Annotated in this window: 20 protein-coding genes; 11 read left to right on the top strand and 9 right to left on the bottom strand. The window is 71.7% G+C overall.

Annotated elements, in window-relative coordinates; translation table 11 throughout:
• Window positions 1-102 precede the first annotated feature (102 nt).
• The 3 genes from OHA84_RS33350 to OHA84_RS33340 all read left to right on the top strand — a co-directional run bounded on the left by OHA84_RS33350 (window position 103) and on the right by OHA84_RS33340 (window position 1,788).
• A complete protein-coding gene (locus tag OHA84_RS33350) occupies window positions 103-528 on the top strand; it encodes a DUF6003 family protein (RefSeq protein ID WP_266968223.1) in 426 nt (141 codons plus the stop codon).
• A gap of 276 nt (window positions 529-804) precedes the next feature.
• Window positions 805-1,212: a PPOX class F420-dependent oxidoreductase gene (locus OHA84_RS33345; RefSeq protein WP_266968225.1), complete on the top strand. Its 408-nt coding sequence runs from the start codon at window positions 805-807 to the stop codon at window positions 1,210-1,212.
• Window positions 1,213-1,389: 177 nt separating this feature from the next.
• The gene (locus tag OHA84_RS33340) at window positions 1,390-1,788 is read left to right on the top strand and encodes a nuclear transport factor 2 family protein (RefSeq protein WP_266968227.1); all 399 of its coding nucleotides are present in this window, start codon (window positions 1,390-1,392) and stop codon (window positions 1,786-1,788) included.
• A gap of 113 nt (window positions 1,789-1,901) precedes the next feature.
• Here the strand turns inward: OHA84_RS33340 and OHA84_RS33335 are convergent, their stop codons facing one another.
• The 3 genes from OHA84_RS33335 to OHA84_RS33325 form a co-directional block, all read right to left on the bottom strand.
• The gene (locus tag OHA84_RS33335) at window positions 1,902-2,450 is read right to left on the bottom strand and encodes a DUF4232 domain-containing protein (protein WP_266953539.1); all 549 of its coding nucleotides are present in this window, start codon (window positions 2,448-2,450) and stop codon (window positions 1,902-1,904) included.
• 215 nt (window positions 2,451-2,665) lie between these two features.
• Window positions 2,666-4,012 carry a cyclopropane-fatty-acyl-phospholipid synthase family protein gene (locus OHA84_RS33330; protein ID WP_266968229.1) on the bottom strand — a complete coding sequence of 449 codons (1,347 nt, stop codon included), beginning with the start codon at window positions 4,010-4,012 and terminating at the stop codon, window positions 2,666-2,668.
• A gap of 178 nt (window positions 4,013-4,190) precedes the next feature.
• Window positions 4,191-4,940 carry an anti-sigma factor gene (locus tag OHA84_RS33325; protein ID WP_266953527.1) on the bottom strand — a complete coding sequence of 250 codons (750 nt, stop codon included), beginning with the start codon at window positions 4,938-4,940 and terminating at the stop codon, window positions 4,191-4,193.
• Window positions 4,941-5,172: 232 nt separating this feature from the next.
• Between OHA84_RS33325 and OHA84_RS33320 the strand changes: the two genes are divergently transcribed.
• The 6 genes from OHA84_RS33320 to sbnA all read left to right on the top strand — a co-directional run bounded on the left by OHA84_RS33320 (window position 5,173) and on the right by sbnA (window position 15,646).
• On the top strand, window positions 5,173-6,795 hold the full coding sequence (locus OHA84_RS33320) for a molybdopterin-dependent oxidoreductase (protein WP_266953525.1): 1,623 nt from the start codon (window positions 5,173-5,175) through the stop codon (window positions 6,793-6,795).
• Window positions 6,796-7,223: 428 nt separating this feature from the next.
• Window positions 7,224-9,767, top strand: coding sequence for a Pls/PosA family non-ribosomal peptide synthetase (locus OHA84_RS33315; protein ID WP_323181822.1), 2,544 nt, complete (start codon window positions 7,224-7,226; stop codon window positions 9,765-9,767).
• Entirely contained in the window at window positions 9,767-12,475 is a 2,709-nt protein-coding gene (locus OHA84_RS33310; RefSeq protein ID WP_371591524.1) for an amino acid adenylation domain-containing protein, read from the top strand. Before OHA84_RS33315 ends, OHA84_RS33310 begins: the two co-directional genes overlap by 1 nt.
• Complete coding sequence (locus OHA84_RS33305; protein WP_266968233.1) at window positions 12,472-13,473, top strand: TauD/TfdA family dioxygenase; 1,002 nt, start codon at window positions 12,472-12,474, stop codon at window positions 13,471-13,473. The genes OHA84_RS33310 and OHA84_RS33305 overlap by 4 nt, the downstream gene beginning before the upstream one ends.
• Window positions 13,474-13,565: 92 nt before the next feature.
• Complete coding sequence (gene sbnB, locus OHA84_RS33300; RefSeq protein WP_266973853.1) at window positions 13,566-14,648, top strand: 2,3-diaminopropionate biosynthesis protein SbnB; 1,083 nt, start codon at window positions 13,566-13,568, stop codon at window positions 14,646-14,648.
• Window positions 14,649-14,659: 11 nt separating this feature from the next.
• The gene (gene sbnA, locus OHA84_RS33295; protein WP_266968235.1) at window positions 14,660-15,646 is read left to right on the top strand and encodes a 2,3-diaminopropionate biosynthesis protein SbnA; all 987 of its coding nucleotides are present in this window, start codon (window positions 14,660-14,662) and stop codon (window positions 15,644-15,646) included.
• Window positions 15,647-15,689: 43 nt separating this feature from the next.
• Here sbnA and OHA84_RS33290 read toward each other — a convergent pair whose 3' ends face one another.
• From OHA84_RS33290 to OHA84_RS33280, 3 genes are read right to left on the bottom strand one after another with little or no spacing between them, the layout of a single operon-like run.
• Window positions 15,690-16,256 (bottom strand): TIGR03086 family metal-binding protein, encoded by a 567-nt coding sequence (locus OHA84_RS33290; protein ID WP_266968237.1) that lies wholly within the window; start codon window positions 16,254-16,256, stop codon window positions 15,690-15,692.
• A complete protein-coding gene (locus OHA84_RS33285) occupies window positions 16,253-16,885 on the bottom strand; it encodes a TetR/AcrR family transcriptional regulator (protein ID WP_266968239.1) in 633 nt (210 codons plus the stop codon). Before OHA84_RS33285 ends, OHA84_RS33290 begins: the two co-directional genes overlap by 4 nt.
• Before the next feature lie 50 nt (window positions 16,886-16,935).
• Entirely contained in the window at window positions 16,936-18,141 is a 1,206-nt protein-coding gene (locus OHA84_RS33280) for a serine hydrolase (protein ID WP_266968241.1), read from the bottom strand.
• A gap of 154 nt (window positions 18,142-18,295) precedes the next feature.
• Here OHA84_RS33280 and OHA84_RS33275 point away from each other — a divergent pair, with 154 nt between their 5' ends.
• Window positions 18,296-18,883, top strand: a complete 588-nt coding sequence (locus OHA84_RS33275) for a hypothetical protein (protein ID WP_266968243.1) — start codon at window positions 18,296-18,298, stop codon at window positions 18,881-18,883.
• Window positions 18,884-19,006: 123 nt separating this feature from the next.
• Entirely contained in the window at window positions 19,007-19,327 is a 321-nt protein-coding gene (locus OHA84_RS33270) for a DUF6225 family protein (protein WP_266968245.1), read from the top strand.
• Between the two features lie 69 nt (window positions 19,328-19,396).
• Here the strand turns inward: OHA84_RS33270 and OHA84_RS33265 are convergent, their stop codons facing one another.
• The 3 genes from OHA84_RS33265 to OHA84_RS33255 all read right to left on the bottom strand — a co-directional run bounded on the left by OHA84_RS33265 (window position 19,397) and on the right by OHA84_RS33255 (window position 22,346).
• Window positions 19,397-20,197, bottom strand: coding sequence for an SDR family NAD(P)-dependent oxidoreductase (locus OHA84_RS33265; RefSeq protein ID WP_266968247.1), 801 nt, complete (start codon window positions 20,195-20,197; stop codon window positions 19,397-19,399).
• A gap of 94 nt (window positions 20,198-20,291) precedes the next feature.
• Window positions 20,292-20,876, bottom strand: a complete 585-nt coding sequence (locus OHA84_RS33260; protein ID WP_266953476.1) for a TetR/AcrR family transcriptional regulator — start codon at window positions 20,874-20,876, stop codon at window positions 20,292-20,294.
• 84 nt (window positions 20,877-20,960) lie between these two features.
• On the bottom strand, window positions 20,961-22,346 hold the full coding sequence (locus tag OHA84_RS33255; protein ID WP_266968249.1) for an amidohydrolase family protein: 1,386 nt from the start codon (window positions 22,344-22,346) through the stop codon (window positions 20,961-20,963).
• Between the last annotated feature and the right edge of the window lie 89 nt (window positions 22,347-22,435).

The raw sequence follows: 22,435 nt of genomic DNA, 5'->3' as shown, positions 1-22,435 counted from the left end.
CCACGAGGTCCGACCACGAGGTCCGACCACGAGGTCCGAGGCCGCTCCCCCGTTTCCCCCGTTTCCCGGTACCCCGGATCGAGAGTAAAGCGAGTTCGCGAAATGGCCGATGACGCCTACCTGTTCCTGCTCCCCGAGCGACACCCGCGGCTCGGGGCGGCCCTGGCCGCCGTCATGCCCCTGGAGTGCGCCGAGACTCCCGCCGTCCACGGATGGCTGCAGGCTCACGGCACGTCGGAGTCGTCGGAGCACGTCAGGATCCTGCCGGCCGGGTCGGACGTACTCATTCCCGAGGACGCGGAGCGGCTTCCCGTCCCGCTGAGCGAGGACGAGACGGCTCGCGTGCACCAGGAATGCGCCTCCCCGTCGGTCACGCACATGGAAGCGGAGCTCTTGGAGTACAAGCACACGACCGAGGACTGGGAGGCGCTCGTCCACCGGGCCCTGACCGCCGGCATTCCCGCGCCCCGGATCGTCCAGCTGACCGGCCTGGACCCGCAGAACGTGGCCCACCTGATCCAGGCGTGAGCGGTGCGGCCCGCCGTCCCGAGGGACGGCGGGCCACTCACTCGTCCGAGTGAACACGGCGGGCGGCGGCCGACGACACGTTGCCGCTGTCCTGCGCGGCTCCGCCCGGCCCGGGGGCGCGATCGGGGCCGTCGCCCGCCGGGCAACCGCCCGTCACACGGCCGGGCAACCGGCCTTCCACGGCCGCCTCCCGGCTTGCCGCGGACCACGGGCGTCCGCAGGCTGTTCTCGCTGATCTTCGACGACAGCGCTCATCGTGGGAAAGGAACCCGTCCCGTGTCAGAAGCACTCTCCGACGACCTCAAGAAGCTGATCGACGACACCCCGGTCTTCGCGACGGTGGCCACGATCCAGCCCGACGGCAGCCCGCAGCTCTCCGTCACCTGGTTGGCCCGTGACGGCGACGACCTGTTGATCTCCACCACCGTCGGCCGTCGCAAGGAGGCGAACCTTCGCCGCGACCCGCGGGCCACGGTCATCATCAACCCGCCCAACGCCCCCTACACGTATGCCGAGGTGCGAGGCACCGTCTCCCTCACCACCGAAGGCGGGCAGGAACTGATCGACGCCCTCTCCCGCAAGTACACGGGCAAGGAGTACGCCGATTTCAACCCGGCCTCCAAGGACGACGCCGCACGCGTGGTCCTCCGCGTGACCCCGCGCAAGGTCGTCGGCTCGCTCTGAGCCCCTGCCCGACGGCGGGACGACCCGCGACACCGGGGCCGGAAGCACCCACCGCACCACCGGCCCCATCCTCCGCCCGGCAGGCCGGGACGGCGCTTCGTGGGGCGGACCGTCGGGGGCATGGCTTCTGTGCGCGGGGGCTGTTGCTCGCCACTGTCCGCTTGTTACTGTCGCGCGGTGTCGCGTAACGAGATCGACCTGCTGACCGCCGAGTTCTTCGGCGCCTTCGACAACCGGGGCGGCAGGCGTGCCGACGTGGAGCGGATCCGTCGGCTCGTCCTCCCGGGCGGTGTGATCGTGAAGACCGGCCCGGAGTTCACCGTCTACACCGTCGAGGAGTTCATCGCGCCCCGTCGCAGTCTGCTGGCCGACGGCCGGTTGGTGGAGTTCTCCGAGTGGGAGACCTCCGAACGGACCGAGATCACCGGGGACATCGCGTCGCGGTTCGGGGAGTACCGCAAGTCCGGGATCCTGGACGGCGAACCGTTCGAGGGCGGGGGAACCAAGACCATCCAGTTCGTCCGCACCCCGGAGGGCTGGCGGATCTCGGCGCTCTCCTGGCACGACCGACCCTGACCACGCCCGGCTTCACGCGGCGGTGCGACCGCGGTTCACGGGTGGGGCGCGGTGGCGGTGTCCTTGATGAAGAATCCAGGACGGGGAAGCGTGGGCCGGTGGGTGGCTCGACGTCAGGCCGCGCGGAAGGCGGTGGCGCGGACGCTGTTGCCGCAGACCGCGAAGTTGCCGCCGTCGCTCGGGGCGATCTGGGTCTTGGTGCCGGCGACGCCGACGACCATCGTGGGCGCGGCGATCGGCTTGGCACCGGAGGCGCAGTAGCCGTCGGCCTCGCCGAGGACCGGCGGGAAGGTGAGTTGGGACGCCGCCCGGCCGCCGACCGCGAGTTGTACGGGCTTCGCGCTGCCCGTCCGGGACACGCTGAGCGGCTTGTTCCGGTTGGGTGCGCCCTGGCCGGCGAGTGCGATGGTGGGGAAGCCCGACAGCACGCACGCCTTGGGGCCCTTGTTGACGACGGTGACCCGCGCCTGCCCGGTTCCCGAGGTCCCGCTGACCGTCAGTTGGTCGCCCTTGCACTGTGCGGCGGGAGCCCGCTGTGGCGTCGCCTGGTCGGCCGCCACGGCCGATCCGGCGCCGGCCGGCGCACCACCCGACAACACCAGGGCCGCCAGGAGCGATCGGCAGGCCCGGGCACGGCTCCTCTTCTTCGCTGCGCATTTCATCGTTGGTTCTCCCGCGGTGTCAGGGAACGTCGTGCATGACCCCCTCGACAGGGCTCCGCGGTCGGCGGACGGCGCCGTCATGGGCGTGCGGCCGGCGTACCGGGCGGTGAGGCACCCGTCTCCCTCATCATCGTCCTCCGCGTCCTGCGGGGTGTCGACCGGGGCGCGGAGCGGCCCGGTCGCGCGGCGGCGTGCCACGGGATCCCGCAGGCCGGTCAGTGGGCGCCGCCCTCCGTGAGGAGGATGTGCCGTACGTCGAGATAACCGGAGCGGAACCCTGCCTCGGAGTAGGCGAGGTAGAGCTCCCACATGCGCTGGAAGACGTGGTCGAAGCCGAGTTCCGTCACCCGTGCGGTGTGGCCGGTGAACCGTTCGCGCCACAGCCTCAGGGTTTCGGCGTAGTGCTCGCCGAAACCGTGGTCGGCGGTGACGTGCAGGTCCGCCCGGGCCGCCTCGGTGCGGATGGCCTCGCGGGAGGGGATGAGCCCGCCGGGGAAGATGTACTTGCTGATCCAGGTGTGGCTCTGGGCGGTGGCGAGCATCCGGTCGTGGGCCATGGTGATGGCCTGGAGCGCGATACGGCCTCCGGGGGCGAGGGCCGTGCGCAGGGTGTCGAAGTACGCGGGCCAGTACTCGGCGCCGACGGCCTCGATCATCTCGACGCTGACGATGGCGTCGTACTCGCCCCGGACGTCGCGGTAGTCGCACAGTTCGACGCTGACGCGGTCCGTGTGACCGGCGGCGGCGACGCGGCTGCGGGCGAGGTCGCGCTGTTCGGTGGAGAGGGTGATCGTCACGACGTCGGCGCCCCGGGCGGCGGCCCGCAGGGCGAGTTCGCCCCAGCCGGTGCCGATCTCCAGCAGGCGGGTCCCGGGGCCCACGGACGCGAGGTCGAGCAGGCGGTCGATCTTGCGGTGTTGGGCGTCCTCCAGGGATTCCTGTCGGGCCGGGAACGCGGTGAAGAGGGCCGAGGAGTAGGTCATGGTCGGGTCGAGGAAGAGTTCGAAGAGGTCGTTGGAGAGGTCGTAGTGCCGCTGGATGTTCCGGCGGGCGCCCACGGGGGTGTTGCGGTGTGCGTGGGGGCGGCGACGTATCCACGCGCGGCGCAGCTCGGCCAGGGGTGCGGGCACCAGTGCGTCGACGTGCGAGGCGAGCACGGTCAGGGCCCCGACGAGATCGTCGCTGTCCCACTCACCGGCCATGTAGGACTCGCCGAATCCGATGAGTCCGTCGGCGCCGATCCGGCGGTGGAAGGCGTCCGCGTCGTGCAGGACGAGGGAGGGTTCCGGTCCCCGGGGGGCGTGGGCGTCGCGCGTCGGTGCGGCGTCGCTCCTCAGGGAGAGGGGCATTCGATCGAACGCGCGGCGCAACAGGGCCTTGGCCACGGCAGTACGCGCGGCCGAGGCCGGTGGCAGGCGGTGGACGTCCGGCCAGAGGGAGGGTTCGCCCGGTCGGTGCTGCGGGACGTCCGCCGCGGGCCGACTCGTGGCGGAGGTCGTCGTGGGGTGAGCGGGCGCGGTGCCGCGGACGAATGTGGTGGGGCGGGGCGTCGAGGTCGTCATGGGAGGCCTTCGCGGGAGCGGACGGGTCGGGGTGGAGTTTCTTCCGTTCTTCGGAGGCCCCGCCGGAGCGGATTGGTACGGACGCTCCGGTTGTTGCTTTCCGCTTACTTCCTTCCGGTTACTTCCTTCCGCTTGTTGCCTCCGCTTGTTGCGCCGGTCGGCCCGGCGGTGGCGTGGGTCAGGCGGGGAGGCTCAGCAGGAGCAGCGGGCTGCCGGTGGGGCGGGGGGATCCGCCGGCCGGTTCCAGGGTGACGCCGACGGCGGTGGCCGCGCCGATCTCGCCCGTCAGCAGGACGGCGCCACTGTGGTCGAGGTGTCCGGCCGGCCGCATGGTTCCCCCGTCGGAGAACCAGAGTTGGTACGTCCTGCCCTGCGGGGCAGGGGGCAGCCGATCGGTGATGACGACGGCTCGACCTCGTTCACGGGAGGTCACGAGCGTGGCGGTGGCCCCGGTGCCGAAGGCGCCGCGCACGGTGCGGGCGTCGGACGCGGTGATGACGGCGCTCAGGTCGCGGTTGCGGGAGTCCAGCCGCAGCGCCTGTTCGTGGGCCCGCTCCGCCTGCCGGCCCTCCCACACCGTGACGCCGCCGAGGACGGCGGCGGTGGCGATGCCCGCGGCGATCCCGAAGCGCCAGGCCTTGCCCCGGGCGAGGGCGAAGACCCCGGTGGAGGTGACGGGTTCCGGTATCCGAGGGGGAAGCCGGCGGACCGAGTCGATCCGGTGGAGCACCGCCTCCCTGAGGTGCTCGGGAGGGGCGTGGGCGACGGCCGCCGCGAGGCGACCGGCCGTGTCCAGGTAACCGGGCAGTTCGGCGCGGCACGCCTCGCAGTCCCGCAGGTGTCGGGTGAAGCGGTCGTGTTCGTCACCGGTGAGTGCGTCGAGGGCGTAGGCGCCGATGAGGGCGTGGAGCTCGTCGTCATGTTTCACGTGGTCACCCCCATGCGGTCGCTCGGTGGATACGGTTCATCGGGTATCCGGTTCGTACTGGTGCGGAGACGGGAGGAAACGTCCCTGCCGGGGCTCCCTCGTCGGACCGCGTCCGGTCCGGCGTCTCGCTGCTTGTTCGTCGCCGGATCCCGCACGGATTGGCCGGAATCGGTGCGCGTGCCCCGGACGGGGGATCCGCGTGCGGACCCATCCGGTGGAGCCACGGCCTCGAATGCAGGTCGTGAGGATCTACCGAAGGACCGTCAAACGCGGCGCGCTCGCCGCGGCGAGTGGACTGCTCGCCGGCTACACGGCTCTGGCCGTGGGCGAACTGGCCGCCTCTCTGGTACGGCCCCAGGCCGGCCCCGTCACCGTGGTCGGCGGAGCCGCCATCGATCAGACACCGGCGTGGCTCAAGGACTATGCGATCCGCACGTTCGGACAGAACGACAAGCTGGTGCTCCAGCTCGGGATCCTGGCCACCATCGGGCTCCTGGCCGCGCTGCTGGGCCTGTTCGCGCTGCGCCATCGACGTACGGGATCGGTCGGCATCCTGCTGTTCGGGCTCGTCGGCGCCGGCGCCGCGCTGACCCGGCCGGACTCGGCCGGGGCGGGCGACGTCCTGCCTTCGCTGCTGGGCGCCGTGGCCGGGGCGCTCGTCCTGTACGTACTGATCGGCAAGCTGAACGCAGCGAACGGGACCGCCTCCACGGATCCGGCCCCCGACGGCCGGGCCGCCGGGGACGCGGCCGGGCAGGGCACCGGGTGGAACCGGCGCGGCTTCCTGATCACCGCGGGCATCACCGCCCTGGCCTCCACCGGGGCAGGGGCCCTCGGCAGGACGCTGACCGGCCGCAGCGGTCAGGGGGCTGCCGCCTCCCGGGCGGCCGTTAAGCTCCCCGCCCCGGCCTCGGCAGCCGCCGCGACACCGGCCCGCGCGGCGCTGCGGATCCCCGGGATCAGCGCCTTCACCACCCCGAACAAGGACTTCTACCGCGTAGACACCGCTCTGGTCGTCCCGAGGGTGGACGCGGACACCTGGCGGTTGCGGATCCACGGCAAGGGCGTACCCCGCCCGCGCACCTACACCTTCCAGGACCTGCTGGATCGACCCCTCATCGAGCGGAACATCACCTTGACGTGCGTGTCGAACGAGGTGGGTGGCCCGTACGTGGGCAACGCCCGCTGGCTCGGCGTACGCCTCGCCGACCTGTTGAGGGAGGCGGGAGTCAAAGCGCCCTCGAAGGGTGGTCCCGCCGATCAGCTGGTGGCCCGGTCCGTGGACGGCATGACCCTGGGCACGCCGGTCGAGGATCTGTTGGACGGACGGGACGCGATGCTCGCGGTCGGGATGAACGGCGAACCGTTGCCGTTCGACCACGGTTTCCCCGTGCGCATGGTCGTCCCGGGGCTGTACGGCTACGTCTCCGCCTGCAAGTGGATCGTGGACATCGAGCTGACCACCTTCGACTCCTACGACCCGTACTGGGTCAAGCGGAAGTGGGCGCGGAAGGCACCCATCAAGACACAGGCGCGCATCGACACCCCCAAGCCCTTCGCGCAGACCGGGGCGGGCACCGTCATGGTCGCCGGTGTCGCCTGGGCCCAGCACCGGGGCGTCGAGCGGGTCGAGGTCCGGGTCGACGACGGCCCGTGGCAGGAGGCGCAGCTCGCCGAGCAGGACACCACCGACACCTGGCGCCAGTGGTCCTACCCCTGGAAGACCACACCCGGTGGTCACAACCTCACCGTCCGCGCCACCGACGGCGCCGGTCAGGTGCAGACGGAACAGCGCGCCCGGACCATCCCCGACGGCGCCAGCGGGTGGCACAGCGTGTTCGTCACCGCCACCTGACCGGCCACGCGCGCACTCGCGCACTCCCTCCGCCCATCACCTCCGCTCGCCCGATCCCTCCGCCCACCGCCTCCCCCCGCCCGCACGCACACACGCCACTCAGCGGCTCACACGGCACCCGATCCGGCGCCGCGGGAGCCGCTTCGTGGGGTGTGCGGGCGACCACGGAGCGTCCGATTCGGCCGCTCATTGATACAGATGCGTGCCAATTCCCGATACGCACCATCTTTTCTCCCGTCGGCATCGAATAAGGGTCATGACGTCGGGCTGTGGCCCGTACGGGGATCGGAGCCCGCGAAGTCGGTCCGTCCCCGCTGAGGCGGCCGACGGTGCGATCCGCGTGACGCGGTCCACCGGAGCCCGATGAGCGCGCCGACCGGATGCCGAGGGCACCGGACCGTGGCCATCGGAAACCGAGGGAGCCCACCATGACGGCAAGGCCCACCGAGGCGTTGACCCCCGATCGGGAGGGGGCGTCCGCCCGGGGCGATCCCCACGCCCCGCACACCGCCGTCGAAGGGATGCTCGCCTCGATACTGGCGGACGTCACCCACGTCGAGCGGGTGCCGGTGCGGAGCCACTTCTTCGACGAATTGGGCGCCGACTCGATGGTGATGGCGCACTTCTGCGCGCGGGTCCGCAAGTCCGAGGGGCTGCCGTCCGTGTCGATGAAGGACATCTACCGGAATCCGACGATCCGAAGTCTCGCGACGGCGCTCTCGGCGCCCGCTCCCGAGCCCTCCGGCGAGGCGATCGAGCCCGTCGGGCCGCGGCCGCCGGTGCTCCCTCCCCCGGTCGGCGTGCCGCGTCACCTGCTCTGCGGCGGGCTCCAACTGCTGGCCTTCCTCGGCTACTCCTACCTGCTCGCCCTCGCGGGCGTCCTGGGGTACGAGTGGGTCTCCGCGGGGACGGGAGTCATCGGGGTGTACCTGCGGTCGGTGTTGTTCGGCCTGGTCGTCCTCGTGTGGCTGTGCGGCTTTCCGATCCTGGTGAAGTGGGTGCTCATCGGCAGGTGGCGACCGTCCCAGGTCCGCGTCTGGAGCGTGCGCTACGTCCGATTCTGGATGGTCAAGACGCTCGTGCGCTCCGACCCGCTGGTGCTGTTCGTCGGCTCGCCGCTCTACGTCCTCTACCTCAGGGCGCTCGGCGCGCGGATCGGACCCGGCGTCGCCGTCTTCTCGCGGATCGTGCCGGTGTGCACGGACCTGCTGACCATCGGTGCCGGAGCGGTGGTCCGCAAGGACTCCCACCTCAGCTGCTACCGGGCCCACGCCGGTCTGATCCAGACGGGTCCCGTCACGCTCGGCGCGGACTCGGTGGTCGGCGACGCCACCGTCCTGGACATCGCGACCGGCCTGGGCGACCGCGCCCGGCTCGCTCACGCCTCCAGCCTGCACAGCGGGCAGACGGTGCCGGCCGGCGCGCACTGGCACGGCTCTCCCGCGCAGCCGGCCCCGGTGGACTTCCAGATGGTCGACCCGGCCGACTGCGGCACCTGGCGCCGGGCGCTGCACGGCGTCCTCCAGGTCCTGGCCGTGCTGCTCGTGTACCTGCCGCTGACGTTCGGCGGGGTGGGCCTCCTGCTTGCCGAGGCACCGCAGCTCGCCTCGGTCCTGGAGCCCGGTCCCACCGCGCTCTCCTCCTGGACGTTCTACGTCGAGGCGCTGACCGCCTCGGTGGTGGTCTTCTTCGGAGCCGTTCCACTGGGTCTCCTGGTGATCGCCGTCGTACCCCGCCTCCTGAGCCGAGCCCTCACCGCGGGTCGGGTGTACCGGCTGTACGGGTTCCACCACGGGGTGCACCGGGTGATCACCCTGATGACCAACAGGCGCTTCCTGAACCGCCTCTTCGGCGACAGTTCCGCCGTCGTCCACCACCTGCGGTGGTGCCTCGGCTACGACCTCTCGCGCGTCGTGCAGACCGGGTCGAACTTCGGCACGGAGGTGAAGCAGGACTCCCCGTACCTCAGTTCCGTGGGCAGCGGAACCATGGTCGCCGACGGCCTGTCGATCAACAACGCCGAATACTCCGGTAGTTCGTTCCGCGTGTCCCGGGTCGCGATCGGCCCCCGCAACTTCCTCGGGAACCGGATCGCCTACCCGGCCCGGGGCAGGACGGGCGACAACTGCCTGCTCGCGACGAAGGTCATGGTGCCCGTCGACGGGGCCATCAGGGAGGGTGTGGGCCTGCTGGGCTCGCCGAGCTTCGAGATTCCCCGATCGGTACTGCGGGACAGCGGCTTCGACGAGTTGCGGAGCGGTGCGGACCTGCGGCGCCTGCTGCCCGCCAAGAACCGGCACAACGCCGCCACCATGGCGTGGTACCTCGCCGTGCGCTGGCTGTACTTCTTCCTGGTCACCCTGCTCTTCGCGGTCGCGGCGGAGCTCTACGACGTGCTCGGCGCGGTGGTGATCGCTCTGGCCAACGTGCTCGTCGTGCTCCTCGGCACGGTGTACTTCGTGCTCGTCGAGCGGGCCGTCACGGCGCCGCACTCCCCCGGCCCGCTGTTCTGCTCGATCTACGACGTCCGCTTCTGGCGGCGCGAACGGTACTGGAAGGTGCCGTCGGACGCGTACCTGCGGCTCTACAACGGCACTCCGTTCAAGGGCCCGCTGTGGCGGCTGCTGGGCGCGCGGATCGGCCGCGAACTCTTCGACGACGGCTGCGGTCTGAGCGAACGGCCGATGGTCACCATCGGGGACCACTGCACCCTCAACGCCGGCAGCGTGGTGCAGTGCCACTCGCAGGAGGACGGTGCCTTCAAGTCGGACACCACCACGCTCGGTTCGCACTGCACGCTCGGCGTCGGCGCCCTGGTGCACTACGGCGTGACGCTCGGCGAGGGTGCGGTGCTCGCTCCCGATTCCTTCGTCATGAAGGGCGAGACGGTGCCGCGGTACGCGTACTGGGGCGGGAATCCGGCCCGGCAGATCGGTCCGGACGACGACTCGCGGCAGCGGAGGTGGGAGTGATGGGCAGGACCGGGACGACGGACGAGCGCTTCCCCGACCCCACGGCCACATACACGGACTCGGAGACGGGATACACGGACTCGGAGACGGAGGCGGCGGGAGGTTTCACGACCGTCCCGCGATGGACCCGTACACCGGTACCGGGCACGGCCACCCACCGCGCGGAGATCCCCGACGGCCTCCTGGCCGACCTCGACCACCTCGCCGACCGCCTCGGCGTGAGCCCGGCGTCGGTGCTGACGGCCGCGCACCTCAAGGTCCTCGGCGCACTGTCCGGGGAGTCCGAGGTCGTGGGAGCCTGCGTCCCCGCCCCGGGCCGCGACCCGCTGCCCTGCCGCGTGACGATCACGACCGATTCCTGGCGAACGCTGGTGCTCGACGTGCATCGCGCGCTGTCCGCGATGCCCGGCGCACCGGCCGCCCGCCGCGAGCCGTCCGTCGACATCGATGGGCACCGACCGCGAGTCCCCGGTTCCGTGCCGGTGATCGTGTTCGATCCGTACGGCGAGGACGACGGGCCCGCCGGCCGCCCCGACGACGGCTCGCCCCTGCGGATGTCGGTCACGCGCCGAGAGGACGGTCGACGCGGGTGGCGGCTGCGCCACCGGACGGACGCGCACGACCACGACTGCGCCGCGCGGATCGCGGGATACCACCGCACCGCGCTGGAACTGCTCACCGCCGACCCGGGCGCCGCACCGGGGCCACAGAGCCTGCTGGACGCGGCCGAACTCCACCACCAGATCGAGGAACTCGCCGGACCCCGGCGGGACCTGCCGCCGCTGCGAGCCCACGAGGTCTTCGCGCGACAGGCGAGGGCGCACCCGAACGCGGTCGCCGTCGTGCGGGGCGGGCGGCAGTGGACGTACGGGGAACTCGACGCACGCGCCAACCGGCTGGCCCACGCCCTGCTGTCTCAAGGCCTGTGCGCGGAGGACGTGGTGGCCGTGGTCGGCGAGCGCGACCTCGGCTGGACGGCAGCCGTCCTCGGGGTCCTGAAGGCGGGCGGCGTCTACCTGCCCGTCGAACCGCACTTCCCGGCCGACCGCGTCACCGCGATGCTCGGTCGGGCCGCGTGCCGGTTCGCACTGGTCGGGTCCGGTGACACCGACCCGCTGGACCGGGCGCTGGCCTCCATGCCTGAGGTCCGGGTCCTGCCCGTCGAGGCGGCGGACGACGAGAGCCTGGACGCCACGGACCCCGGCGTGCGCGTCCGCCCGGAGTCCGCGGCTTACATCTACTTCACCTCGGGTTCCACCGGCGAACCCAAGGGGGCGATGTGCGAGCACGCCGGCCTGCTGAACCACCTCTACGCCAAGATCGACGACTTGGGGATCACCGAGGGAACGGTCGTCGCCCAGAGCGCGCCCCAGTGCTTCGACATCTCCCTGTGGCAACTGCTCTCCGCCCTGCTCACCGGCGGCCGGACGCATCTGGTCGAACAGGAGGCCGTCCTGGACGTCCCGCGCTTCCTCGACACCCTCGTCCTGGGTCGGGTCAACGTGCTCCAGGTGGTCCCCTCCTATCTCGACGCGGTCCTGTCGTGTCTGGAGCGCGCCCCCCGCGAACTGCCGGACCTGCGCTGCGTCTGCGTCACCGGCGAGGCGGTCAAGCGGGAACTCGTCCAGCGCTGGTTCGCCACCGAGCCCGGTGTACGGCTGGTCAACGCGTACGGGCTCACCGAGACCTCCGACGACACCAACCACCACGTCATGGACCGGGCGCCGGACTCCGCCCGCGTCCCCCTCGGCCGGCCCGTGAACAACGTCCGCGTCTACGTCGTCGACGCGGACCTGTCGCCCGTGCCGCTCGGCGCTCCCGGCGAGATCGTGCTCTCGGGCGTCTGCGTGGGCCGCGGGTACGTCAATGACCCGGAGCGCACCCGACTCGTCTTCGGCGCCGACCCGCACCGCCCGGGCAGCCGCCTCTACCGCAGCGGCGACCGCGGCCGTCGCCTGCCGGGCGGGGAGGTGGAGTTCCTCGGGCGCCGCGACCACCAGGTGAAGATCCGCGGTTTCCGCATCGAGGTGGACGAGATCGACAACGCCTTGTCGCGGGTGCCCGGCATCCGCGACGGTGCGGTGGTGGCCGCGGAACGCCCGGGCCGCGGCCGGTACCTGGCGGCCTTCTACACGGGAAGCGGCCCGCTCCCGGCGCACGAGGTGCGGGACCGGCTGGGCGCGAGGCTCCCCGCGTACATGGTCCCGTCCGTGTTCCAGTGGCGCCCGGACCTGCCGCTGACCCCCAACGGCAAGATCGACAAGCGGGCCCTGATCGACCTGGCGTCCGCACACGACCCGGCGGTCGAGGACCGGCATCGGCCGCCCGGCACGCCCACCGAACGGCGCATCGCCGCCGCGTGGGCCGGCGCCATGGGCATCCCGGCGGATCGGATCGGCCGCCAGGACGGGTTCTTCGACCTCGGGGGCACCTCGCTGGCCGCCCTCAGGGTCGCCGTCTCCCTGGACCGGACGATCTCCCTCAAGGACCTGACCCGACACCCGGTCCTCGCCGACCTCGCCCGACTGGTCGAGAGCCGCACCGCGCGCCCCGACCCGTCGACTCAACCGCACCCCGACCCGCCGGCCGAACGCCGGCCCGACGCGATCGACGCGATCGACGCGATCGACGCGATCGACGCGATCGACGCGATCGACGCGATCGACGCGATCGACGCGATCGACGCGATCGACAGGAGAATCCGATGACCGCCACCCTCCCGTCCACGCTCCTCGACACCCGCCCCCGGCCGGACGAACTCCCGATCCTGCGCGTCGAGACCGCCGACCCCACCGACTGGGTGGCCCGACACCGGGACGCGCTGCGCGCGGCGACCGTCGACCACGGGGCCGTCCTGGTACGCGGTCTGGACATCGACGACGCGCCACGGGTCGGCGCGATCCTGCACCGGCTCGGTGCGCCGCCGGTGACCGAGAGGGAGGCATTCGCGCCCCGTCACACGTACGCGGAAGGCGTCTACTCCTCGACGAAGTGGCCCACGAACCAACCCATGTGCATGCACCACGAACTCAGCTACGCCCACGCGTTCCCGTCACTGATGCTCTTCGGATGCGTCCAGGCGCCCGAGGAGGGCGGTGCCACCGCGGTGGCCGACTCGACGGCGGTCCTCGAAGCCCTGCCGAGTAAACTGACCGACCGGTTCGAACGGGAGGGGTGGATCCTCACCCGCAGCTACAACGACGAGATCGGAGCCTCCGTCGCGGAGGCCTTCGGCACCGAGGACCGGGACGTGATCGCACGCCACTGCCGGGACAACGCGATCGACTTCGACTGGCTGCCGGACGGCACGCTGCGCACCACACAGCGTCGCAGCGCCGTGGTGCGCCATCCGATCGGCGGGCAACGGTGCTGGTTCAACCAGATCGCCTTCCTCAACGAGTGGACGCTCGACCCCGAGATCCGCGAGTACCTCGTCGACGAGTACGGCGCCGACGGACTGCCCTTCAACACCCTTCACGGCAACGGCGAACCCCTCACCGAGGACACCGTCCGGCGCATCAACTCGGTGTACGAGGCCCACACCGTCCGTCGGCCCTGGCGGACAGGGGACCTGCTGCTGCTGGACAACCTCCGCACCGCACACGCCAGGGAACCCTTCCGGGGTCCGAGAGACGTGGTCGTGGCCATGGCCGATCCTCTGCGGCTGCCGGACTGCGCGCCGACCATCGAGGTGACCGTCCCATGACCACCACCGACGCCCACACGACGGCGACACCGACGCGGGCTCCGGCTCGGAGCCCGGCAGCGCCCGCGGCACCGGACCCGGCCCCGGATCCGATGGCTCGTCGGACCGCGTCGCCCGAGCCGATCTCCGTTCCCCCGCTCTCCGTCCCCCCGCTCTCCATCCCCCCGTTCGCCGTGATCCCGGGAGAGCAGGTCCGGCATGCCCTCCAGGGGCGCGAGGAACACCTGGTGAAGGTGGTCGAGGAGACGTACCGGCTGCACGGCGCCGGCCGGTCGGTGAACCCGCCGTCCACGTTCCTGCGCTTCGCGGACCGTCCGTCGTCCCGGATGATCGCGCTGCCCGCCTCCATCGGCGGAGCGGACCCCGTGGACGGGCTGAAGTGGATCTCCAGCTTCCCGGGGAACGTCTCGGCGGACCTGCCCAGGGCCTCGGCCGTACTGATCCTCAACGACCCCGTCACGGGCTACCCGTTCGCCTGTCTGGAGAGTTCCATCATCAGCGCGAGCAGAACCGCGGCCTCCGCCGCCCTGGCCGCCGACTGGCTCACCCGCGGCCGGTCCCGGCCGCCGCGCGTCGGGTTCTTCGGCACGGGACTGATCGCGCGCTACGTGCACACGTTCCTGGCGGCCACCGGCTGGACCTTCGACGAGATCGGGGTCCACGACCTCAGCGCCCGCAGTTGCGCGGGCTTCCGGCTGTACCTGGAACAATCGGGCGCGCCGGGCCGGATCACCGTCCACGACGACCCGGAGAGCCTGATCCGTCTCAGTGACCTGGTGGTCTTCGCGACCGTCGCCGACCGGCCGCACGTGGAGGACCCCGCGTGGTTCGCCCACGCTCCGGTGGTGCTGCACATCTCGCTGCGCGACCTCGCGCCGCGGGTCCTGCTGGCTTCGACCAACATCGTGGACGACGTCGACCACTGTCTACGGGCCGCCACGTCCCCGCATCTGACCGAACAGCTCACGGGCGACCGCCGGTTCGTCCGCGGGACGTTGGACGACGTGATGGCCGGTCGGGTGACGGTGGGCGGGGACGGGCCCGTCGTGTTCTCCCCGTTCGGCCTCGGAGTGCTCGACCTGGCCGTCGGCAAGTACGTCTACGACGAGGTGAACCGGTCCGGGGAACTCCAGGTCATCGACCACTTCTTCCACGAAGTGCGCAGGTACGGATAGAGGAGGCCATCGTGCACGTCATATCCGTCCCCCAGGCGTTCAACGAGGAAGAGCTGTACGTGGACCTCCGACCCACCCTCGGATGCCCGCTGTTCCTGAAGTGCGAGGGCTTCAACTTCGCCGGCTCGGTCAAGTTGAAGGCCGCGGCCGAGATGGTGGAGTCCGCCGAGCGAGAAGGGATCCTGACACCCGGTTCGACCCTCGTGGAGTCCTCGTCCGGGAACCTGGGCGTGGCACTGAGCGTGATCGCGGCGAGCAAGGGGTACCGGTTCGTCTGTGTGACCGACTCCCGCTGCAATCTGGCGACCCGGTTGATGATGGAGGCGTTGGGCAGTGAGGTCCACGTCGTCACCGGCCACGAGGACAACGGCAGCTTCCTCACGGCACGGCTCGACTACGTGCGCCGGCTGTGCGCGCGGGACCCGCGGTACGTGTGGCTCAGCCAGTACACCAACCCGGCCAACTGGCGGGCCCACTACAACCGGACGGCTCCGGCCATCGCCCGCGCCTTCCCCCGGTTGGACGTCCTGTTCGTGGGAGCCGGAACCACCGGCACGCTCATGGGCTGTGCCCGCTGGTTCAGCCAGTGGCACCGTCCGGTGACCGTCGTCGCCGTGGACAGCGTCGGATCCGTGACGTTCGGCGGAGCGCCCGGGCGCCGCATGATCCCCGGTCTGGGGATGAGCGTTCGCCCTCCGCTGCTCGACGAGTCCTTCGTGGACGAGGCGGTGTGCGTCGAGGAGAAGGACACCATCCGCACCTGCCGCCTCCTCGCCCGACGGGGTTTCCTGTTCGGCGGCTCGACCGGCACGGTGGTCGGCGGCGCGACGCAATGGCTGGCCCGGCACGACACCGCGGGCCTCACCGCCGTCGCCATCGCCCCGGACCTCGGCGAGCGCTACCTCGACACGATCTACCAGACCAACTGGGTGGAGGGCCTCTTCGGTGAGGACACCGGACTCCAACTGCTGGGCCCCGACCCCCTCGACGCACCGTAGGAGCCCCGGGCGCGCACGTTCCCGTGGCGCCCGGGGTGTCGGATCAGACGTCGTCCCGGCGTCCCAACAGTCCCAGGAGTCGCTGTCGAGGACTCGCGTGCCCGGGGAGGGGCACGGCGGGCGCGTACATGCCCGTGGCGGCGAACCGCCCCGCCATCGGGGTGACGGCCGCCAGGCACGCGTCCACGGACTCGTCGTCCAGGGAAACCTCGACGCCCCCGGCCCGCGCGAGGTCCCAGGTGTGAACGAGCGGCTCGATGGCGGCGGTCGCGAGCACCCATTGGGACGACACCTCGCCGTGGTGCGAGGGAACGAGCCCGTTCGGGTCGGTGACCTCAAGCAACTCCCGCATGGACGTGTACGCGGCGAGCCAGTCCGCCTCCGGGTCCCCCGTGACGAGTTCGAGCGGATCCGGTCGGGGCGCGCGCGGCCCGTCTCCGGTGAGCAGGGCCGCGATCTGCCGCTGCCCGTCGATGACGTGTCCCAGCACGTGCAGGGTGGTCCATCCGGGGCAGGGCGAGGGGCTGCGCAGGCGGTCGGCCGGGATGCGGCGCAGGACGTCGCCGACGCCGTCCAGGGCCCGCTGGTAGCGGGCGACGGTCGGGTTCATCGTGAGTCCTCCGGGCGGCCTTGCGGACCGTCCTGCGAGCCGTCCTGCGGGCGGGGTGTCGGGAAGTGCGGGCACAGGGCGTGCCAGGCGGCCTCGGCCAGTGCCGTCGCCTCCGCGGCGGGTGTGGCGGCCTCGTCGGGCAGCCGGCCGCGCGTGTACGCGTGGGCGGGGCCGATCCACACGGCGACGAGCACGCCGAGTGCGGGTGTGTCGTCCCAGCCTCGGGCCCGCAGCCAGCGGGCGACGGTCAGGAAGAACTCCCGGCTGTGGGCCGTGATCACGGGCGCGTCGCGGGGCGCGCTCCAGTCGGGTGGCGCCAACAGGAACGCGGCGTGCCTCGGGTTGGCCTCCACCCACGCGAGGTGGCGGCGCACGACCCCTTCCACTCCGGCGCGCAGCCCGGCCATGGGGGTCAACACGGCCGACAGTTCGGCCTGGTGCAGTTCGAGGCCTTGAAGGTAGACCGCCTCGGCGAGTTCGTTCTTGGTGCGGAAGTGGTGGAAGAAGCTGCCGTTGCTGACGTCCGCGCGCTTGCGGACCTGTTCCACCGTCGTGCGCTGGACACCGTTCTCAAGGAAGCAGTCCAGCGCGGCGGTGAGGATGCGTTCACACGTGGCGGAACCCGTCATGACCGCCAGAGTACTGCTCTAGAGTGCTGCTCCACCAGACTGAGGGGGCGTCAATTGGCCTTGAGGGGGTGTTCGGGAGTGAGAACCGCGGCGATGCGCTCGGCGATCTTCTCGGCCTGGTTGCCCTCGGGGCTCTTGGGTCCCTTCGTGGTCGAGACCGCGATGGAGAGGCGGTCGGCCGGCAGGTAGGCCTGGATCGCCGCGTATCCCGAGAAGGACGGGTTCGTCAGGATCCAGCCGTTGATGACCAGGACGCCGAATCCGAAGTGCGTGGCGGGGGTGTTCGTCAGGCAGACCGTGGCCGGGCAGTCGGCCGTGGCGCGGCCCAGGCCGATCGTGCCCGGGTCGAGCTGGGTCTTGAAGGACTGCGCGGACAGCAACTCACCGGTGCCGATGCCCCGGGCCGAACGGGCCAGGTCGCAGATGTCGCCGGTGAGGACGGCGCCGCGGGCCGTGGTCCACGACGGGTTCCAGAAGGTGGATTCCTCGTACCTGCCGCGCTCCGAGGTGAAGGCGTGCAGTACGGCGGCCGGGATCTCCGGGGTGTACTGGTTGCCGGTCTGGCTCAGGCCGAGCGGGCCGAAGACGCGTTCGGTGAGCAGGCGCTGCAACGGCATGCCGCTGATCTTCTCCAGTGCCGCGCCGAGCAGTTGGAAGTTGGCGTGCGAGTAGCTCCAGTTGGTGCCGGGCTTGTAGAGGAGCGGCTGCGAGGTGGCGTAGTCGTTCACGTCGTTCGCGGTCCACTCGCGGAAGGGGGCGGCTTCGAGGGCGGCGAGGAACTTCGGGTCGGTGACGTAGTCGTGGAGGCCCGACGTGGAGGCGCCGAGCATCCGCAGGGTGATCTCCGAACCGTGCGGCAGGTCGGGCAACCACCGGGAGACCGGATCGTCCAGTGCGACTTTGCCCTGCTCGACGAGCTGGAGCAGGACGGTCGCCATGTAGACGATGCCCACGGATCCCGTGCGGAAGTGCATCGACGGTCGGGCGGGGACGCCCGTCATCGACTCGCCGAGGGCCGTGGTGAGCACGTCCTCGTCGCCGGAGGTGACGCGCAGGATCACCGAGTTCAGATCGAACTCCCGCCGTGCCCGCTCGGCGATGTCGAGGACCTGCCTCGCCCGGCCCTGGGCGGGGCCCGGCGAGGCGGCGCAGCCTCGCGGCGCCGGAGCGGTGGAGACCGACGCGGCGGTCCCGGCCGGAACGACCGCGGCGAGCAGGCCGGCGAGGGCGAGCAGTACCGTCCGAGTACGCCTCATCCTCACAGTGTGGGCGAGCACCCGAACCGGCGCATTCCGCCTGGAAACGCCCTGGTCACGCCCGGCCCCCACCGGAATCGCAGGGGCAGGGGGCGGGCCGGCCGCCGAGGGACCTGCCGTGCCGTTGCCGGGCGGGTCCTGTCAGGGTGGGCGGGTGACGGAGATCGAGGGTGACGGGCCGGACGCGTTCCGACGGAGCGGCGGGGGCGGCCGGCTGTACGCGTACCGCGTGCGCGGACGCGAACGCGGCGCGGTGGTGCTGTGGCTCGGCGGACGCGGCGACACGCCCGACCGGGTGGTCGCCCTGCCGGCGGCCGGACACCGTTGCCTGCCGGTGTTCGCGACGGCCCGGCGGGCGAGGACGTACGCGGATCGGCGGGGGCGCGGGCTCGCGGCCCACGAGGTCGGTCTGCTGGACCTGACGCGGGTCCAGCGATGGCTGGACGATCCGGTGGGTCGCACGGCGCCCCCGGGTGCGGTGTTGGAGGCGTGGAACTTCTTCGAGGATCTGGCCCGTGGCCTGGGCGCCGTCGATCGGCTGCCCCGGCAGGAGGCGATCCACGACGGCGCCTACGAGAAGTTGTTCGCGGGCGAGTGCTCCACCTGGACTCCCGCCGAGGAAGGGGCGGTACGGGGGCTCCTGGCCGCCGGGGTGGAGCTGTGGAACTCCTGCCCGGTGGTCGTGAACCCTCGGACCCGGGCGGTCGTCCGCGGTGCGGCGGCCGCGCCCGGGGCCGGGTGACACGTTCGCGCGCCGCCGTGTCGCGCGCGCCCGGCCTGGGTGCGCCCGCCCGGGGTGCGCCCGCCCGGAGGGCTCGGCGCGGCGGTACCGGGGGCGCCGCGGCGGCGCCACTACCCTCGGCTCATGGCAGACACGTTCGAGCACACACCTCAGGTCTGGACCGCCGGGCGCCTCCGGTCCGTCCTCGCGGGACTCCCCGACGACACCCCGATCCACGTCGGCGTGGCGGACGCGCCGGGCGACTTCGACGCCTACGGCGAGTTCGTCCTGGTCGACGCCGAACCCGTGGAGGTCGACCTCGCGGACCTCACGGACCTCAACGACCCCTCGTACTCCGCCGACTCCTCGGACTCGGGCCTCTCCCGGGGCGACACGGCCCCCGAGGTGCGGTTCACCCTCTTCGCCGACGCCAAGGCGGGCGTGTACCACCTCGACGTGGACTGACCCTCTCGCACGCTCCCCCACCCGCCCCGCCAGGCGCCGAACAGCACACCCGGCGGGGCTTCGCACGGTTCAGGCGGAGGCGCCGCCGTCGACCACCAGGTCGGCGCCGACCACGGAAGCGGCCTCCCGCGAGGCCAGGTACAGCACGGCCGCCGCGATCTCCTCGGTGGAGGACACCCGACCCAGGGGCGACTCGTCCTTCATGCGAAGCGCGCGGCCCTCGTCGCTCTCGCCCGGCTCCAGGGACATTCCGGTGGCCGACGGGCCGGGGCTGACCGCGTTCACGCGCACCCCGTCGGCGATGTGGTCGAGGGCCGCGGCGCGGGTCAGGGCGGATACGGCCGCCTTGGTCGCGATGTAGCCGGCCGCGCCCTGGACGCGGGTGTGTGCGCCCAGGTTGGAGGAGATGTTGACGATCGCCCCGCCGGTCGGCTGACGACGCATCTGGGCGACCTCGGCCTGGAGGCCGAGGAGCACACCGGTCACGTTGACGTCGAGCATGGTGCGCCACTCTTCCTCGGGCAGGTCGGCGACGGCCGTTCCGCCCCGGAAGATGCCCGCGTTGTTGACGGCGACGTCGAGGCTGCCGAAGCGTTCGACCGTACGGTCGACCAGGGCCCGGACGTCCTCGGCGCGGGTCACGTCCGCGGTGACGGCGACGGCCGCGCCTCCCCGCTTCTCGATGAGCGCGACCGTCTCGTCCAACGAGGCGGCCGTACGGCCGGCCACGACCACGGAGGCTCCCTCGGCGGCGAAGGCGAGGGCGACGGTCCGGCCTATGCCGGAGCCGGCGCCGGTGACGAGCACGGTCTTGTCGACGAAGCGCGTGGAGACGGGTGCGGTCATGGGTGTGGGCATGGGTGTGGGCATCGAGGTGAGGCTCCTTGTCGAGTGATGGGTCGATTGCTATTCGACCGAACGTTCCAGAATGAAGGCAGGGCGGAACACGATCCGGGGCAGCCCCTCAGTCGAGCAACTCCAGCGCCTGCTCGGCCGCCTCCCGCACCCGGGCGGGATCACCCGAGACCTTGCCGACCACACGCAAGCCCTGCATCAGCACCAGGAGCATCCGGGCGAGCGCGCGCGGATCGCGCCCCTCGGGCAGTTCGCCCTGGGCGCGGGCTCGGGTGAGCGCCGAGTGCAGCAGGGTCTCGACGTGATTCCAGCTCGCCTCGACCCGGCGGGCGGCTCCCGCGTCGCGCGCCCCCAACTCGGCGGCGGCATTGACGATGAAGCATCCGTCCTGGCGTCCGTCGTCGGATCCGGCCTCGTCGGCGAAGCGGCGCACGACCGCACGCACGGCCGGCAAGGCCGGTCCCGGCTGGGACAGTTCCGACAGGAGCCCCGGATCACGGTTCTCCGCGTACCGGTCCAACGCCTTCAGGTACAGCGCGTACTTGTTGCCGAACGTGGCGTAGATGCTCGCCCGCCCCACCCCGAGGCATTCGACGAGATCCGCCATCGACGTCGCTTCGTAGCCGCGCCGCCAGAACAGCTCCAGGGCTGCCTGCAACGCGACGTCCGGATCGAATTCCTTGGTCCTGGCCACGCCGGGGAGCCTAGACCATTCTGAAACGATCAGTCAAATATACTGTGGGTGGATCGTGTTGCGCGAGGAGACGACCGAGCCGGGTCAGTCGGCGGATCGGAGTCGGGAGGCGGCTTCCTCGGCCTCGCGCACGACGCGCCGGGTGTCCACGTCGAGCAGTCGGCCTTCGAGGACGAGTGGTCGGCCGTCCACGAAGACCGCGTGGACGTTCTCCGGCCGACCGTTGAAGACGATCTGGTTGACCCGATCGAACCGCGGCGCGAAGTTGAGCGTGGCAGGGTCGATCACGATGACGTCGGCCCGCTTGCCCGGGGTCAACGACCCGATCCGGTCGGCCATGCCGATCGTCTCGGCCCCGCCGAGGGTGGCGGCCCGCAGCACGTCCTCGACCCCCGGGTACACCCCGGCGTCCTGCGAGCGGGCGCGTTGGAGGCCGACGGCACTCTTCATGAGGGCGAAGAAGTCCGAACTGTCGTTGGTACCGCCGTCCTGACCGAGCCCCACCTTGACGCCCCGCCGGCCGAGATCCGGTAGTCGCATGACTCTCGAGGCGAGCCGCATGTTGCTCAACGGGCAGTGCGCCAGCCGCACGTCGTGGTCCGCGACGGCGGCGATCTCCTCGTCGGTCAGGTGGATCGCGTGGTTCATCAGGAGCCGAGGGCCGAACGCCCCGATGCCGCCGAGCACGTCGAGCGGCTGGTCCGCGCGCTGCTCGGCGCGCTCCAGGACGTGACTGTTGAGCATGAGGCCGAGGTCTTGGGCGATCTCCCAGTGGAGGCGGTTCAGCCCTTCGATGGGCCGGGCCGCATGGGTGGCGATCTGCGCCGACGCCAGCGGAGCCGGGTCGATCAGCTCCTTCTTCACCCGGGGCAGGAGGGCGGCCTGCGGTTCCGCCTGGAACATGGCGTAGGTGAAGCGCACTCCGGTGTCGGTCAGGGCCCGCACGTACCGCTCGGTGGTGTCATAGCCGATCGCGTCCACCCAGTCCACGAGCGTGGTGACGCCGGACCGCAGGGAATCGAGGGCCGCCAGCCGCACGAAGCGGTACATGTCGGCGGGTGTGATGCGGGGGAACGTCGGACGATTGCAGGCCGCCAACCAGCCGAACAGATCGCGGTCCGCGCATCCGCCCCGCATCGAGGACTGCCACAGGTGCGTGTGGACGTCGACGAAGCCCGGAAGGACCAGCTTGCCGGAGGCGTCGATCACCCGTGCGCCGGGGGGCGTCGGGAGATGGGCGCCGACGGCGGCGACCGCGCCGTCCCGCAGGACGACGTCGGCGTGTTCGACGGCGCCCAGCGGGCCGTCCCCCACGCCGGCGTCCATCGTCAGGACGAGGGACGCGTTCCGGAGCACGGTGGCCCGGCCGACCGGGCCGCCACCGCTCCCGGGGCGGTCCCTCGCCCGCACCCGCGTCGCCGCACCGAGGACGAGGGGAGCCGCGGCCGCCATGCCCAGGCCCGTCAGCACGCCGCGGCGGCTGGGTGCTCCGCGGGGCGACCGGGAGGGGGGCGGCTCGGACGGCCGGACGGCGGACGAGGAGGTGGCGGGACACGCGC

It is taken from the genome of Streptomyces sp. NBC_00513 (genome assembly GCF_041431415.1).
Classification (GTDB): Bacteria; Actinomycetota; Actinomycetes; order Streptomycetales; family Streptomycetaceae; genus Streptomyces.
Note: the sequence above shows the minus strand (reverse complement) of the source record. Positions and strands in the feature narration are given on the sequence as shown.

Bases quoted from the DNA above. Each gene is read 5' to 3' on its own strand.
- OHA84_RS33350 (WP_266968223.1), top strand. From the start codon at position 103: ATGGCCGATGACGCCTACCTGTTCCTGCTCCCCGAGCGACACCCGCGG.
- OHA84_RS33335 (WP_266953539.1), bottom strand. From the start codon at position 2,450: ATGAAATGCGCAGCGAAGAAGAGGAGCCGTGCCCGGGCCTGCCGATCG.
- OHA84_RS33330 (WP_266968229.1), bottom strand. From the start codon at position 4,012: ATGACGACCTCGACGCCCCGCCCCACCACATTCGTCCGCGGCACCGCG.
- OHA84_RS33320 (WP_266953525.1), top strand. From the start codon at position 5,173: ATGCAGGTCGTGAGGATCTACCGAAGGACCGTCAAACGCGGCGCGCTC.
- OHA84_RS33315 (WP_323181822.1), top strand. From the start codon at position 7,224: ATGACGGCAAGGCCCACCGAGGCGTTGACCCCCGATCGGGAGGGGGCG.
- OHA84_RS33310 (WP_371591524.1), top strand. From the start codon at position 9,767: ATGGGCAGGACCGGGACGACGGACGAGCGCTTCCCCGACCCCACGGCC.
- OHA84_RS33305 (WP_266968233.1), top strand. From the start codon at position 12,472: ATGACCGCCACCCTCCCGTCCACGCTCCTCGACACCCGCCCCCGGCCG.
- sbnB (WP_266973853.1), top strand. From the start codon at position 13,566: ATGGCTCGTCGGACCGCGTCGCCCGAGCCGATCTCCGTTCCCCCGCTC.
- OHA84_RS33290 (WP_266968237.1), bottom strand. From the start codon at position 16,256: ATGAACCCGACCGTCGCCCGCTACCAGCGGGCCCTGGACGGCGTCGGC.
- OHA84_RS33285 (WP_266968239.1), bottom strand. From the start codon at position 16,885: ATGACGGGTTCCGCCACGTGTGAACGCATCCTCACCGCCGCGCTGGAC.
- OHA84_RS33280 (WP_266968241.1), bottom strand. From the start codon at position 18,141: ATGAGGCGTACTCGGACGGTACTGCTCGCCCTCGCCGGCCTGCTCGCC.
- OHA84_RS33270 (WP_266968245.1), top strand. From the start codon at position 19,007: ATGGCAGACACGTTCGAGCACACACCTCAGGTCTGGACCGCCGGGCGC.
- OHA84_RS33265 (WP_266968247.1), bottom strand. From the start codon at position 20,197: ATGCCCACACCCATGCCCACACCCATGACCGCACCCGTCTCCACGCGC.